At 73.3% G+C, this 12,515-nt stretch carries 11 protein-coding genes; 6 read left to right on the plus strand and 5 right to left on the minus strand.

Features of this window, described 5'->3' with window-relative positions:
- Nucleotide 1 precedes the first annotated feature (1 nt).
- Nucleotides 2–946 carry a Bug family tripartite tricarboxylate transporter substrate binding protein gene (locus tag ACFOY6_RS14260; RefSeq protein WP_379651396.1) on the plus strand — a complete coding sequence of 315 codons (945 nt, stop codon included), beginning with the start codon at nt 2–4 and terminating at the stop codon, nt 944–946.
- Nucleotides 947–977: 31 nt separating this feature from the next.
- Nucleotides 978–2,594, plus strand: coding sequence for a gamma-glutamyltransferase (gene ggt, locus ACFOY6_RS14265; RefSeq protein WP_379651398.1), 1,617 nt, complete (start codon nt 978–980; stop codon nt 2,592–2,594).
- A 13-nt stretch (nt 2,595–2,607) separates the two neighbouring features.
- Here the strand turns inward: ggt and ACFOY6_RS14270 are convergent, their stop codons facing one another.
- Nucleotides 2,608–3,900 carry an NAD(P)/FAD-dependent oxidoreductase gene (locus ACFOY6_RS14270; protein ID WP_379651400.1) on the minus strand — a complete coding sequence of 431 codons (1,293 nt, stop codon included), beginning with the start codon at nt 3,898–3,900 and terminating at the stop codon, nt 2,608–2,610.
- 269 nt (nt 3,901–4,169) lie between these two features.
- Here ACFOY6_RS14270 and ACFOY6_RS14275 point away from each other — a divergent pair, with 269 nt between their 5' ends.
- Complete coding sequence (locus ACFOY6_RS14275) at nt 4,170–5,750, plus strand: aldehyde dehydrogenase (NADP(+)) (protein ID WP_379651402.1); 1,581 nt, start codon at nt 4,170–4,172, stop codon at nt 5,748–5,750.
- Between the two features lie 76 nt (nt 5,751–5,826).
- Here ACFOY6_RS14275 and ACFOY6_RS14280 read toward each other — a convergent pair whose 3' ends face one another.
- From ACFOY6_RS14280 to ACFOY6_RS14290, 3 genes are all read right to left on the minus strand, one after another.
- A complete protein-coding gene (locus ACFOY6_RS14280) occupies nt 5,827–6,870 on the minus strand; it encodes a phosphotriesterase family protein (protein WP_379651404.1) in 1,044 nt (347 codons plus the stop codon).
- 40 nt (nt 6,871–6,910) lie between these two features.
- Entirely contained in the window at nt 6,911–8,500 is a 1,590-nt protein-coding gene (locus ACFOY6_RS14285) for an ABC transporter substrate-binding protein (protein ID WP_379651406.1), read from the minus strand.
- Nucleotides 8,501–8,667: 167 nt separating this feature from the next.
- The gene (locus tag ACFOY6_RS14290) at nt 8,668–9,996 is read right to left on the minus strand and encodes an aspartate aminotransferase family protein (protein WP_379651408.1); all 1,329 of its coding nucleotides are present in this window, start codon (nt 9,994–9,996) and stop codon (nt 8,668–8,670) included.
- A 159-nt stretch (nt 9,997–10,155) separates the two neighbouring features.
- On the opposite strand from ACFOY6_RS14290, the gene ACFOY6_RS14295 reads away from it, so the two are divergent.
- The 3 genes from ACFOY6_RS14295 to ACFOY6_RS14305 all read left to right on the plus strand — a co-directional run bounded on the left by ACFOY6_RS14295 (nt 10,156) and on the right by ACFOY6_RS14305 (nt 11,596).
- On the plus strand, nt 10,156–10,875 hold the full coding sequence (locus tag ACFOY6_RS14295; protein ID WP_379637200.1) for a GntR family transcriptional regulator: 720 nt from the start codon (nt 10,156–10,158) through the stop codon (nt 10,873–10,875).
- An 89-nt stretch (nt 10,876–10,964) separates the two neighbouring features.
- Nucleotides 10,965–11,207, plus strand: a complete 243-nt coding sequence (locus tag ACFOY6_RS14300) for a type II toxin-antitoxin system Phd/YefM family antitoxin (RefSeq protein WP_109517066.1) — start codon at nt 10,965–10,967, stop codon at nt 11,205–11,207.
- On the plus strand, nt 11,207–11,596 hold the full coding sequence (locus tag ACFOY6_RS14305) for a type II toxin-antitoxin system VapC family toxin (protein ID WP_109517067.1): 390 nt from the start codon (nt 11,207–11,209) through the stop codon (nt 11,594–11,596). Before ACFOY6_RS14300 ends, ACFOY6_RS14305 begins: the two co-directional genes overlap by 1 nt.
- A gap of 9 nt (nt 11,597–11,605) precedes the next feature.
- On the opposite strand, the gene ACFOY6_RS14310 is transcribed toward ACFOY6_RS14305, so the two are convergent.
- Nucleotides 11,606–12,493 carry a LysR substrate-binding domain-containing protein gene (locus ACFOY6_RS14310; RefSeq protein ID WP_379651410.1) on the minus strand — a complete coding sequence of 296 codons (888 nt, stop codon included), beginning with the start codon at nt 12,491–12,493 and terminating at the stop codon, nt 11,606–11,608.
- Between the last annotated feature and the right edge of the window lie 22 nt (nt 12,494–12,515).

The raw sequence follows: 12,515 nt of genomic DNA on the forward strand, positions 1-12,515 counted from the left end.
GGTGCTGGGCCGCCCCCCGGCGCGGCCGGAGGCGGCGCAGGCGGCGCCCTGGCCGCAGGCCCAGCCCATCCGCATGATCGTGCCCTTCGGCGCTGGCGGCGCGACCGACATCGCCGCCCGCGTCATCGCGCAGGAGATGACGGGTGTGCTCGGCCAGAGCATCGTGCTGGAGAACCGGGGCGGCGCCGGCTCCACCCTCGGCACCGGCTATGTGGCGCGCGCGGCGGCCGATGGCTACACGCTGCTCATCACCACCATCAGCGGCCTGGCCATCGGCCAGACCCTCTACCGCGACCGCATCCAGTACGATGCGGACCGCTCCTTCGCGCATGTCGCCATCATGATGGGCACGCCCTATTTGCTCTGCGTCGATCCGCGCCTGCCCATCCGCAGCCTGGCGGAGTATTTGGCGGCGGCGCGGGCGAAGCCGATGGATTACGGCACCTCCGGCGTCGGCGGCGTCGCGCACCTGCTCGGGCTGCGGCTGGCCAGGGCCACCGGCGTGGTGCTGGAGCATGTGCCCTATCGCGGCTCCACCCAGGCCATCACCGACGTCATGGCCGGCGTGGTGCCGAGCGTGCTCGACAGCCTGACGGCCACCAGCGCGCATCTCCGCTCCGGCGCCCTGCGGCCGCTGGCCACCTCGGCGCCGCAGCGCTCGCCCGACTTCCCGGAGGTGCCGACCTTCCGCGAACTGGGCTACCCGGATGTGGTGGCCGATGGCTGGGCTGGCCTCGCCGCCCCCGCCGGCACGCCGCGCCCGGTGCTGGAGAAGCTGGCCGAGGCGGTGCGCCACGCCCAGGGCACGGCCAACGTGCAGCGCCGCTTCGCCGAGACGGCGACGACGGCGGGCCGCCTCTACCTGGACGAGGCGCAGGCCTTCGTGCGCCAGGAGGTGGCCGCCTGGGCGCCGGTGATCCAGGCCTCCGGCATCACGCCGGACTGACCAAGAGACGGAACCAGGAGGGAGAGACGCGATGCGCGGCATGGTGGTGGCGGCCCAGCCGGAGGCGGCCGAGGCGGGGGTGGAGATCCTCCGCCAGGGGGGCAACGCGGTGGATGCCGCCATCGCCTGCGCCTTCGCGCAGGGGGTGGTGGACCCGCAGATGTGCGGCATCGGGGGCTTCGGCGCCATGCAGCTCTGCCTGCCGGCGCAGGGGGTGCACACGGTGCTGGAGTTCTTCGCCCGCGCGCCCCTGGCGGCGACCGAGGACATGTGGGAGGGCCGCTTCATCGGCCAGTCGCGCGACGGCTTCGTCTTCCTGCTCGACGACCAGCGCAACGACATCGGCTACGGCGCCATCGGCACGCCGGGCAATGTGGCGGGCTACACGGAGGCGCTCTCGCGCTTCGGCACCATGCCCCTGCGGGCGGTGATGGCGCCCGCCATCGCCCAGGCGCACCAGGGCGTCATGGTGCGGCCCTACATGCACTATTACTGGGCGCTCGACCATGGCGGCGACGGCCAGGTGAACGTGGCGGACAAGCTGCGCTTCAGCGAGACGGGGCGGCAGGTCTACTTCCACGCCGATGGCCGGATGAAGCGCCCCGGCGACACGCTGCGCAACCCGGAGATGGCGCGCACCCTGGAGCGCATCGCCGAGGGCGGTGCGGAAGCCTTCTACCGCGGCGACATCGCGCGCGAGATGGTGGCGGACATGGCGGCGCGCGGCGGCCTGATCACCGCCGGGGATCTCGCCGCCTACCGCGTGCGCGAGAAGGCGCCGGTCTGGGGAAGCTACCGGGGGCGGCGCATCGCCTCCAACCCGCCGCCGGCGGGCGGCGGCTCGCTGATCGAGCTGCTGCACATCCTGGAGCATTTCGACCTCGCCAGCCTGCCGCACAATGGGCCGGAGCACCTCCGCATCCTGGCCGAGGCGATGAAGTGGATGACCATCGACAAGGACCGCCACATGGGCGACCCCGACTTCGTCGATGTGCCGCTCGACCGCCTGCTCTCGGCCGGTTACGCCGCCGAAATCGCCGCGCGCATCAAGGCCGGGGAGGTGGCGCATGTGCCCCGCGCCGGGGAGCCGGCGGCCAAGGACCCGCCGGACACCACCGTGGTCTGCGTCATCGACGGCGCGGGCAACGCCGTCTCGCTGACGCACACGCTGGGCATTCCCTCCGGCGTCATCACCCCGGGCCTCGGCTTCATGTACAATGGCTGCATGAGCGGCTTCGACCCGCGCCCGGGCCGCGCCGCCTCCATCGCGCCAGGCAAGAGCCGCGGCAGCGCCATGGCGCCCACCCTGGTCTTCGAGGGGGAGCATCCCGCCATTGTCCTCAGCGCGCCGGGCGGCACCTACATCGTGCCGGCGATCGCCCAGGCGCTGATGAACGTGCTCGATTTCGGCATGAGCATGGCCGAGGCCGTGGCGGCGCCCCGCATCGTCGCGCTGAGCGACACGATCGACGTGGCCAACCGCATCCCGCAGGGCGTGGCGCGGGCGCTGGAGGGGATGGGCTACCCGGTCGCCCGCTCCTACCAGAGCTATGCCTTCGGCGCCCCGCACGGGCTGCGTCGCCTGCCGGATGGCCGCATCGAGGGCGGCGCCGACCCGCAGCGGGACGGCATGGCGCTGGCGGCCTGAGACGGCGGGGCGGCTACAGCCCCAGCCCGTCCAGCAGCCGCCCGCGCCACACCCCGGCCCAGACGCCGAGGCGCCAGAAGCGGTGCAGCGGCATCGGCTTCAGCGGCAGCACGGGCATGTCGAAGGCGGCCGCCTCGCCCTCCGCCAGCCGGGCGGCGAGGAGGCGGCCCATATGGCTGGCCAGGGCGACGCCACGGCCGTTGTAGCCCAGGCAGCAGAGCAGGCCCGGGGCCGGCGCGTGCACATGCGGGTAGTGGTCGGGCGTCACGGCGAGCTGGCCGTTCCAGCCCTCGGCCCAGCGCGCGCCGCGCAATTGCGGCCACAGCCGCCCGGCATGGCGCATCAGGTAGTCCAGCCGCTCCGGGTCCGCCAGCTCGCGCTGCGGCCCGCGGCCACCCATCAGCAGCCGCCCCGCCTCGTCCATGCGGTAGTAGACGGTGATGCGGCCCGTCTCGAACACCGCGCCCCGGAACGGCACGATGCCGGCCGCCACGCCGGGCGGCAGTGGCTCCGTGGCGCGGATGGCGCTGAACACGGGCACGATGCTCTCCGCCAGCCCAGGCCAGAGCCCGCCGGAATAGCCGTTGGTGGCGAGCAGGACCTGCCGCGCCCGCACCACGCCCTGCGGCGTCTCCACCCGCCACCCATCCGCCTCCCGCCGCAGGGCGGTGGCCGGCGTGCCGCCATGCACCCGCGCCCCCAGCGCCTGGGCGGCACGCGCCAAGCCGCGCGCATAGCCCAGCGGGTTGAGATGCCCGCCGCGCGGATCGAGGAAGCCGAGCGGATAGAAGGCCGTGCCCACCGCCTCTTGCAGCGCCGCGCCCTCCAGCAGCCGCACCGGCATGCCGCGCTCCAGGCAGGCGCGGTGCAGAAGGCGCAGCTCCGCCGCCGCGGCGGGGCTGGTGGCCACGCGCAGCGTTCCATCCTGCCGTGCCTCGCAACGGATCTGGTGGCGGCGGACCAGCTCGAACACGTAATCGGGCGCGGCGTGGCTGAAGGCGACCATGCGGCGGCCCAGATCCGGGCCGAAGCGGGCCTCCACCGCATCCGGCGCGTGCTTCAGGCCGGGATTCACCTGGCCGCCATTGCGGCCGGAGGCACCCCAGCCGGGCTCATGCGCCTCCAGCACGGTGGTGGGGATGCCACGCTCGGCCAGATGCAGCGCCGTGGACAGGCCGGTGAAGCCGCCGCCGATGATGGCGACATCCGTGCTGGTATCGCCCGGCAGCGGCGGCGTGTCCGGCGCCGGGGCGGCGGTCCGCGCGTAGAGGCTCGGCGGCAGGGGGCGGGGCGCGGTCTGGGCCATGCCCGCCACTGTTTTCAAGCCGGCCCGGTGGGTCAAGCCGCTGTTTCGCTCCCGTGGAAAACGGTGCCGGCCCCACGAGCAAAGAAACCCTAGAATATATATTATGGAAAGTAGACATGGCCTGGAAGCTAGGCCGTGCCGCTCCTGGCCGGCGTGCGTATGGCGCCATTCCCGCGCAGCCTGTAAGGCAGGTCGGCAACGGACCGAAACGACGCAGGCCCTGCCGCGGCGGAACCCGGTGCCTTCTGACGGACAGAAAGGAAGCGTCCATGTCCATTTCCGGCGAGATGCTGATCGGCGCCACGGCCCTGCGCGGCACCGACAAACCCATCCGTGCGATCGAGGCGGCCACCGGCCAGCCGATGGAGCCCGCCTTCGGCGGTGGCACGGCGGCGGATGTGGAGCGTGCCTGCGCCCTGGCCTGGCAGGCCTTCGACAGCTACCGCGAGACCACGCCCGAGATTCGCGCCGGCTTCCTGGAGGCCTGCGCCCAGGCCATCCTCGACATCGGCGACGCGCTGATCACCCGCGCCATGGCGGAGAGCGGCCTGCCGCGCGGCCGGCTGGAGGGCGAGCGCGGCCGCACCGTCGGCCAGCTCCGCCTCTTCGCCAAGGAGGTGCGGGACGGCACCTACCTCAATGCCCGCATCGATCCCGCTCTGCCCGACCGCCAGCCGCTGCCGCGCCCGGATCTGCGCCTGCGCATGATCCCGCTCGGCCCCGTGGCGGTGTTCGGGGCCTCCAACTTCCCGCTCGCCTTCTCGGTGGGCGGCGGCGACACCGCCTCGGCCCTGGCCGCGGGCTGCCCGGTGGTGGTGAAGGCGCATTCCGCCCATCCCGGCACCTCTGAGCTGGTCGGCCGCGCCATCCAGTCCGCCGTCAAGGCCCGCGGCCTGCCGGAAGGCGTGTTCTCCCTGCTGTTCGGCTCGGGCCAGGTGGTCGGGCAGGGGCTGGTCGCCGATCCGCGCATCAAGGCGGTGGGCTTCACCGGCTCCCGCGCCGGCGGCACCGCCCTGATGAAGACGGCCGCCGCCCGCCCCGAGCCGATCCCGGTCTATGCCGAGATGAGCAGCATCAACCCCGTCTTCCTGCTGCCGCAGGCGATGGCCAGCCGCGCCGCCGGCATCGGCAAGGCCTTCGTCGGCTCCCTCACCCTCGGCGCCGGGCAGTTCTGCACCAATCCAGGCCTCGTGCTGGCCCTGGACGGCCCGGAGCTGGAGACCTTCCTCGGCGCCGCGACAGAGGCGCTGGGCGGCGCCCCGGCGCAGACCATGCTGACCCCCGGCATCCTCGGCGCCTACCAGGCCGGCATCTCGCACCTCGCCGGCAACAACCGCGTGCGCAAGGTCGCCTCGGGGCAGGTGGCCAGCGCCGCCACCCAGGGCGAGGCCGCGCTGTTCGAGACCACGGCCGAGCACTTCATGGCCGACCCGGCCCTGGCCGAGGAGGTGTTCGGCGCCGCCTCCCTCGTCATCCGCTGCCCGGATGCCGAGACCATGCTCCGCCTCGCCGAGGGGCTGGAGGGGCAGCTCACCGCCACCATCCAGATGGAGGAGGGCGATGTCGAGATGGCGCGCCGGCTGCTCCCGGTGCTCGAGCGGCGGGTCGGCCGCATCCTGGTGAACGGCTACCCGACAGGCGTGGAGGTCAGCCACGCCATGGTGCATGGCGGGCCGTATCCGTCCACCTCCGATGGCCGCTCCACCTCCGTCGGCACCCTGGCCATCGGCCGTTTCCTGCGGCCGGTCTGCTACCAGGACATGCCGGCGGCGCTGCTGCCGGAGGCGCTGCGCGACGGCAACCCGATGGGGCTGTGGCGGCGCGTGGACGGCGTGCTCGGCCAGTCCTGAACGGCGCGGCGCGGCGCGGGCGGTCCGCGCCGCTGATGCCGCTCCGGGGAGGGCACGCCCCCTCCCCGCGCGCGCGTCAGACGAAGGTCAGCAGCCGGCGCGGCGTGCCCACCATGATCGCGTCGATCTCCGCCTCGCTGAAGCCGCGCCGGCGCATCAGCGGGATGACCTTCTTGTAGATGTGCGCGTAGCCATGGCCGCCGAACTCGGTCATCTGCACGATGTGGCAGATGTCGTGGCTGATGACGACCTGGTCGCCATGGCCGCGGTCGATGACGCGGCGGATGTCGCGCAGGCGCTGCGCGTCGTTCGGCAGGTCGATGTCCGGGTTCGGCTGGTAATAGCAGCTCTCCTGGCCGAACAGATCCCATTCCAGGATGACGCCCGCATCGGCCAGGCGGAACAGCCGCTCGTCGTCGAAGATGGTGCGGTCGATATGGTCGATGATGGTGCGCGCGAGGTCGGCGCCATGCGCGCGCAGGAACTCGACCAGCATCCACGGGTGGTCCTGGTCGCGGGCGGGGTGGATGGTGAGCGCCGCGCCGGTCTCCTGCTGCGCCAGGCAGGCGGCGTGCAGCATCTTCTTCTCGAGGTCGGTCCAGGGCCACTGGCAGCCGATCTCGCCGAGCAGCCCGGCGCGCACATCGGTGCCCCAGGCGCCGAGCTGGATCTGGTCCACCATCTCCTGCGCCAGCTCATCGACGCCGCGGGCCTCGTTCGCCGGGTCCTGGTAGTCATGCACGTAGTGGCCGCAGCCCATGACGATCTGCGCGCCGCTCTCGCGCGACGCCCGGGCCAGCCCCTCCGGGTCCGGCATCAGCCCGCCGATGGTCAGCTCGACGATGGTGCGGCCGCCATGCTGCACCACCTCCGCCGCCGCGCGCGTCGCCACGCCCACATCGAGCTGCGTCGAGTTGCGGTAGTCCTTCACCGTGCGGGTCTGCAGATCCCACCACCGCCCGAGGTCGAGCTCGCCGAGCGGCTTGTCCCGCTCGGGCGGCGGGGTGATGTTCCAGATCAGGTGCTCGTGCATCAGGGTGGAGCCGAGCCCGGCGGGGTCGATCAGCCCCAGCACCGTCTGTGCCTTGCCCCGCATCTCGTCGCGCGTCAGCCTCGTCATGTCGTTCCCTCTCTCCTTGCCCGATGGGTCGCGCCCCGCCTCAGCCACGCCGCACGTTCCACGCATACGGCACGCTGCCGGTCAGGAAGCCGCTGAGGTCTGTGCGGTAGGCGGTGCGCATGAAGAACTGGCCCAGCGGGATGATCGGCGCCTGCTCGAAGGAGACGCGCTGGATCTGCTCGGCGATGGCGGCCCGGGTGGCCTCGTCGGGGGCGCTGAGCCATTCCTCCGCCATCCGCTCCACCGCGGCGTTCTCGTACCAGCCGAACCAGCCCTTGTCCCCCTGGCCGCGCAGCACGGGATTGATCGCCGGCGTGTAGATGGAGAGGGAGGGCCACCAGGTGTGGAAGATGCTCCAGCCACCCTGCTCCACTGGCGCGCGGCTGGAGCGGCGCTGCACCACGGAGCCCCAGTCGGTCTCCACCAGCTCGACATTCATGTCCAGGCGCCGCAGCAGGTCGGCCGTCACCAGGCCGAAGGGCGCCATGCTGGGCATGTCCGTCGGGTTGAGGATGACGACGCGCTCGCCCTTGTAGCCGGCATCGCGCAGCATCGCCTTGGCGCGCCCCAGGTCGCGTGGCCCCTGCAGCGGCTCAGACCCCGCCTCGGTGCCGTAGGGCGTGCCGCAGGGCCACATGGAGGGGCAGAGGCGGAACAGCTCCGGGTCGTTCGCCGTGACCGCCCGCATGTAGTCCTCCTGCTTGGCGGCGTAGAGGAGGGCGTGGCGGATGGCGGCGTTGTCGAAGGGCGCGTGCAGGCAGTTGAAGCGCAGCGTGCCGATGTAGCCCATCGGGTCGTTGACGGCGACCTTCACCCGGCGGTTGCGCTGCAGCAGCGGCGCTAGGTCCGGGTGCACCTGGTCCCACCAGTCGATCTCGCCGGCCTGCAAGGCGGCGGCGGCGGTCGCGGCATCCGGCATCACATGCCACTCGATGCGGTCGAAATGCGCCACCTTGCCACCGCTGCTGCGCTGCGGCGGCTCCTGGCGCGGCACGTAGCCGTCGAAGCGCGCATAGGCGACGCGGCTGCCGGAGACGTATTCGCCGGGCAGGAAGCGGTAGGGGCCGGAGCCCACCATCTCCGTCACCTGCTTGAACGGATCGGTGCGCGCCAGGCGCTCCGGCATCATGAAGGGGATGATGGCGGCGCTCTTGGCCAGCGCCTCCAGCATCAGCGGAAAGGGCCGGTGCAGCCGGATGCGGATGGTGCGGTCATCCGCGGTGCCCCATTCCGCGACGCGCGCGGCCAGGGACTGGCCGAAGGTGTCGCGCCGTGCCCAGCGATCGAGGCTGGCGGCGCAGTCGCGCGCCAGCACCTTCTCCCCGTCGTGCCAGCGCAGGCCCTCGCGCAGGCGCACCTCCCAGGTGAGGCCATCCTGCGAGACGGTGTGGCCCTCGGCCATCTGCGGGCGCACGCGCAACTCGTCGTCCAGGCCGTAGAGCGTGTCGAACACGTTGTAGGCGTGGTTGGTGGTGACGGCGGCGGTGGTCCAGATCGGGTCCAGCGCCGTGAGGTTGGCCTGCGGCACGAAGCGCAGCACGCGCGCCGCGGAGCCGGCCGCGCGCAGCGGCGGGGCGGCTCCGGCGGCGGCGAGGCCGGCGGCGGTCGCGATGAAGCGGCGACGATGCATCTGTGGTCTCCCAAGATTTGCAGCCCGATCGCCATGCGTCCGGTCGCGTCCGGCGAGCCGATCGGCGTTTCCCCAGTCCAGGCCTTGCGGGCGGCCTTGTTCGTCTTGCAGCGGGTGGCGGAGATGGCGGGAGGAAGGGCCGCGGGCCGCTCCTCCTCCGCCTCCTGCTAGGGGGCCACGCCGCCGGCGCGCAGCAGCGCGGCGCGGGATTCGGCGAACTCGCCCACGGCGGCGACGAAGCGGTCCATCTCCGCCTCGCCCACCGGCAGGCTCAGCGCCACCATGCCGCGCCGCGCCAGGTAGAGGCCGGCCGCCAGCATGTCGAAGAAGAACAGTTCCCGCAGGCCCTCCTCGGCGGGGGTGGCGGCATAGGGGCGGTCCGGCAGGGGCTGGCGGAAATGCACCGTCATCATCGAGCCGAGCCCGGTGAAGCCGAGCGGCACGCCCGCCGCGCGCCCCGCTGCGTTCAGCCGCCCGCGCAGCGCCTCGCCCCGCTGGAACAGCGCCTCGGCCGCCTCGGCGGTGAAGATCTCGCCCATCGCGACGGCGCCGGCGGCCATGGTCAGCACGTTGTTGTTGAAGGTGCCGGCATGCGGCACCCGGCTCTCGAACTGCGCCATGATGTCGGCCCGCCCGCCGAAGGCGCCGAAACTCATGCCGCCGCCGATATACTTGCCGAGGCAGGTCATGTCCGGCGTGATGCCGAGCCGTGCCTGCAGCCCGCCGCCCGACATGCGGGAGGTCATCACCTCGTCGAAGATCAGCACGGCGCCGGTCTCGTCGGCCAGGGCGCGCAGCGTGGCGAGGAATTCCGGCGCTGCCGGAATGCAGCCGCCGCCGCCCAGCATCGGCTCGACGATGATGGCGGCCAGGTCCTGCGCATGGGCGCGGGCCAGGCGGGTGGCCTCGGCGCTGTCATTGTAGGGCGTGGGCAGGAAGGGCAGCGGCAGGGTGGCCGGGCTCGGCCCCGCCAGCGGGAAGGTGAGCACCCCGCCATGGTAGCCGCCCTGCATCACCATGATGGTGTTGCGCCCGGTGAAGCCGCGCGCGGCCGTCAGCGCCATCAGGTTGGCCTCGGTGCCGCTGTTGGTGAAGCGCAGCCGCTGCAGCGAGGGGAAGCGGCCGCACAGCAGGCGGGCCAGCCTCTCCTCCCCCTGCCCCACCGCGGCGAGGTTGATGCCGCCCTCCAGCGTGGCGTGCAGCGCCTTGTGGATGCGCGGCTCGGAATGGCCGAACAGCCCGGCCGTGTATTCGCCGCAGAGGTCGAGATAGGCGTGGCCGTCCAGGTCCCACAGGCGGCAATCCTCGCCGCGCGCCATGGCGGTGGGGAACGGGCCGTAGGCGAGGACGGAGCGGGTGTTGCCGCCCGGCATCACCTCGCTGGCGCGCTCGTGCAGGGCGGCGCTGCGCGGCCGCGCGGCGGCATAGGCCGCGCGGGCCTCCTCCAGCGCGGTGCCGAGATCGCTGTTGCGGCGCAGGGCGGTGGCCGAACTCATGCAGGTCTCTCCACAGGGGCTTGGCGATGGCCCGGCAGCCCCCCGACTGCCATGCGGGCCGGCGCACGCTAAACAGGATGCGACGGCCTGGCGCAGCACCATATGCCATCTCAGGAGCGATGCTATTGTGATCACAAAATGCCAGCAACAGGAATCTCGATGAATCCGCCTGAATCGCATTCCGCCTTGCCGCCCCTGGAGGAACAGGCCTATCGCCGGCTCCGGCAGGCCCTGGTGGAAGGCACCTTCGCGCCGGGCGACAAGCTTTCCCTGCGGCGCATCGCCACCTCGCTCGGCACCAGCCCGATGCCGGTGCGCGCCGCGCTGCGCCGGCTGGCGGCGGAGCAGGCGCTGGACCTCACGCCCTCCGGCACCGCCATCGTGCCCCGCCTCACCCGCGCGGCCTTCCTGGAGCTGGGCGAGGTGCGCGCGGCGCTGGAGCCGCTCGCCCTGCGCCTGGCCGCGCCACGGCTCGACGCCGCCACCCTGGCCACGCTGGAGCGGCTGCTGGAGGAACATGCCGGGGTCCGCGGCTCCGGCCGGCCGGAAGACTTCCTGCGCGTGGACCGGGAGTTCCTCTTCACCCTCTACCGCATGGCCGAGGCGCCGCTGCTGCTGGGGATGATCGAAAGCCTGTGGCTGCGGCGCGGCCCGCTCTTCTGGGAGGCGCGCTGGGTGCTGATGGGCCGCCCGGCCGAGCACGCCCACCGCCACGCGCCGATCCTGCAGGCCCTGCGCCTGGGCGACGGCATGGCTGCCGCGCGCGAACTGGAGGGCGAGATCCGCGACGCCACGGCCTTCCTGCTGGGAGAGATCCGCTTCGCCGGCGATGCCGGGGCGGAGCGCGAGGTGCTGCCCCTGCTGCGGCCCGGGGGCTGAGGCCACCCGGCGGCAGGCGCCCGCGCACATGCAACCAGACTGGACTAAGTCTGATAGGCCCCGCTATGAAGGAGCGCAGGAGGCCCGCCATGCAGACGGTCAACATCCACGCCGCCAAGACGCACCTCTCCCGCCTCGTCGATGCGGCGGCGGCGGGCGAGGAAATCCTCATCGCGCGCGCCGGGCGGCCCGTGGCCCGGCTGGTCCCGCTCGAGGAGGCGCCGGCGCGGCCGCGGCGGCGCCTGGGGCGGCTGGCGGGGCAGCTCTCCATCCCGGCGGATTTCGACGCGCCACTGCCCGAGGAGGTGCTGTCCGGCTTCGAGGCGGGCTGATGCGCCTGCTGCTGGACACCCACATCCTGCTCTGGGCGCTGGCCGAGCCGCACCGGCTCGGCCCCGAGGCCCGCGCCGCGCTGGAGGAGCCGGAGAACGAGGTGCTGTTCAGCGCCGCCAGCCTCTGGGAAATCGCCATCAAGGCGCGGCTGGGCCGGGCGGACTTCGCCTTCGACCCGCAGCGCATCCTCCGCGCGGCACTCGACACGGGCTTCGTCGAGCTGCCGGTGCGCGCCTCCGCCGCCATGCTGGTCGCCGGGCTGCCGCAGCACCACCGGGACCCGTTCGACCATCTGCTGATCGCCCAGGCCATGGCCGAGCCGGTGCGGCTCTACACGGCCGACCCGCTGCTGCCGCCCTATTCCGAGCTGGTGGTGCTGGTCCGGTAGGGGCGCCGCTCAGGCGGGGGGCATGCCGGCTTCCTCGGCCAGCCAGTGGCGGAAGGCCGCCAGCCCGGCCTCCGCGGCGCGCGCCGCCTCGCAGAGCAGCACGAAGCCATGCGCGCTGCGCCGCGCGAAGGGCACCGGCACGACCACCCGCCCCGCCTCCAGGTCCGGCCCGATCAGGGCGCGGATCGCCAGTGCCACGCCGAGGCCGCTCGCCGCCGCGTCGATGGCGAGGCCGATGCTCTCGAAGGCGGCGCCCTGGCGCGGGTCCGGCCCCTCCACCCCGGCCGCCGCCAGCCAGCGGGCCCAGTCCCGCGGGCGCTGGCGGGAATGCAGGAGCGGCTTGCCTTCCCAGCGGAAGCCCTGCGGTCCGGCCAAAGCGGGGGTGCAGACCGGCACCGTCTCGATCGGCACGAGGGGCTGCACCAGCAGCCCCGGCCGCGCCGCCGGCCCCGCCACGGCGATCACCGCGTCGAACCGCCCGGGCGAGAGCGCCAGCGGGTCGGCTGTGGTGACGAGGGTGATGTCGAGCCCCGGGTGGCGCGCCTGCAGCCGCGGCCAGCGCGGGATCAGCCAGCGGCTGGCGAAGAGGGCATAGGCGCCGACCGTCAGCGCCTGGCGCGGTGCCGGCGCGGTGGCCTGCGCGACGCCCTCCGCCAGCCGGTCCAGCCCCGCGCGGGCGGCGGCGAAGAGGGTCTCGCCGGCCGGGGTGGGCGTCACGCCGCCGGGGCCGCGCAGGAACAGCGCCACGCGCAGCTCCTCCTCCAGCGCCCGTACCTGGCGGCTGACGGCGCCGGGCGTCACATGCAGCTCGGCCGCGGCACGGCTGAGGCTGCCATGGCGGGCCGCCGCCTCGAAGCAGCGCAGCGCGGAAAGCGAGGGCAGGCGTCGGTAGGTCATGGAGGGGTGTGAGCCTAGCGCA

Origin of the sequence: Teichococcus aestuarii, assembly GCF_042651065.1 — a bacterium.
Lineage (GTDB): Bacteria > Pseudomonadota > Alphaproteobacteria > Acetobacterales > Acetobacteraceae > Pseudoroseomonas > Pseudoroseomonas aestuarii.

Bases quoted from the DNA above. Each gene is read 5' to 3' on its own strand.
- ggt (WP_379651398.1), top strand. From the start codon at position 978: ATGCGCGGCATGGTGGTGGCGGCCCAGCCGGAGGCGGCCGAGGCGGGG.
- ACFOY6_RS14270 (WP_379651400.1), bottom strand. From the start codon at position 3,900: ATGGCCCAGACCGCGCCCCGCCCCCTGCCGCCGAGCCTCTACGCGCGG.
- ACFOY6_RS14275 (WP_379651402.1), top strand. From the start codon at position 4,170: ATGTCCATTTCCGGCGAGATGCTGATCGGCGCCACGGCCCTGCGCGGC.
- ACFOY6_RS14280 (WP_379651404.1), bottom strand. From the start codon at position 6,870: ATGACGAGGCTGACGCGCGACGAGATGCGGGGCAAGGCACAGACGGTG.
- ACFOY6_RS14285 (WP_379651406.1), bottom strand. From the start codon at position 8,500: ATGCATCGTCGCCGCTTCATCGCGACCGCCGCCGGCCTCGCCGCCGCC.
- ACFOY6_RS14290 (WP_379651408.1), bottom strand. From the start codon at position 9,996: ATGAGTTCGGCCACCGCCCTGCGCCGCAACAGCGATCTCGGCACCGCG.
- ACFOY6_RS14295 (WP_379637200.1), top strand. From the start codon at position 10,156: ATGAATCCGCCTGAATCGCATTCCGCCTTGCCGCCCCTGGAGGAACAG.
- ACFOY6_RS14300 (WP_109517066.1), top strand. From the start codon at position 10,965: ATGCAGACGGTCAACATCCACGCCGCCAAGACGCACCTCTCCCGCCTC.
- ACFOY6_RS14305 (WP_109517067.1), top strand. From the start codon at position 11,207: ATGCGCCTGCTGCTGGACACCCACATCCTGCTCTGGGCGCTGGCCGAG.
- ACFOY6_RS14310 (WP_379651410.1), bottom strand. From the start codon at position 12,493: ATGACCTACCGACGCCTGCCCTCGCTTTCCGCGCTGCGCTGCTTCGAG.